This is a genomic window from Kocuria sp. JC486 (assembly GCF_011602805.1).
GTDB classification, from domain to species: domain Bacteria; phylum Actinomycetota; class Actinomycetes; order Actinomycetales; family Micrococcaceae; genus Kocuria; species Kocuria soli.
In genome coordinates, this window is sequence record NZ_JAAOZS010000058.1 from 1 (window position 1) to 892 (window position 892).

Here is an 892-nt window from a genome sequence, read left to right on the forward strand (position 1 = left end):
CAGCGGAGTGGGCGGACATCCCCCAGCATCTCAGCTCCGTGCTGGCGTCACCAACGTCCTGCCCTCGTACACTTAGCCGTCGGCGCGAGTGGGATGTCCTTGAGAGTGGCGGTCAAAGGTGCGAGCACATCGTTGATCTCCAGACGCGCTTCGGCTCCTGCCTTAGACGTGCTTTTGACCGCGAAGTACCCAGCGGTGGCCTGAGCTATGAGAACAACCGCCTGCGCGGCGCGCATCGAGATCTCCCATGTCCTACCTTCGACGACGAACGTCGTGAACGTCAGGGCAACCAGGAGGATTGACAGGACCAGGAGAAGAAGCCGCATGTCGGAACCATAACTTCAAGGTCTCGTTATGCGAACAAGGACGACGTCGTGGATCGTCGTCGGCTCGGGGTCGAGCTCATCTGCAGGCTGCTGCAGGTGGTGAATCGCACTGGGTTGGTTGGAGTCTCCATCGTGTGGAAACGAGGATGGACTCATGCCGAAGGACACCACCCCGGGGAAGCCGACGAAGCGTCGCTATAGTCCCGATGAGAAGGCCGCTGCGGTGCGGATGATCAGGACACTACGAGCCGAGCTGGGCACGGAACACGGCACGATCCAGCGCGTCGCATCCCAGCTCGGGTACGGCACCGAGTCGGTGCGGTCTTGGGTCCGCCAGGCTGACGTCGACGAGGGCCACGTACCAGGTGTCAGCACGAGTGAGGCGGCGAAGATGAAGGCCCTCGAGCAGGAGAACCGGGAGCTGAAGAGAGCCAACGAGATGGCGGATTCAAGCGGTCAGCGCAACATCTCCTGTGAGATGGGACAGTCACTGACCACAGGAGGATCCGGATGCAGGGCAAGCACGGTCATCTCAGCCGGGAGCAGAAGCAGCTGGCGCTCAGGTT

At 61.8% G+C, this 892-nt stretch carries 2 protein-coding genes; one reads left to right on the forward strand and one right to left on the reverse strand.

The annotated features are described in order from the left end of the window. Positions 1 to 47: 47 nt before the first annotated feature. A complete protein-coding gene (locus tag GWK18_RS12850; protein ID WP_166835731.1) occupies positions 48 to 326 on the reverse strand; it encodes a hypothetical protein in 279 nt (92 codons plus the stop codon). Positions 327 to 480: 154 nt separating this feature from the next. On the opposite strand from GWK18_RS12850, the gene GWK18_RS12855 reads away from it, so the two are divergent. Beyond that, positions 481 to 892: transposase (locus GWK18_RS12855; RefSeq protein WP_245193339.1), on the forward strand; the 412-nt coding region annotated here is incomplete at its 3' end.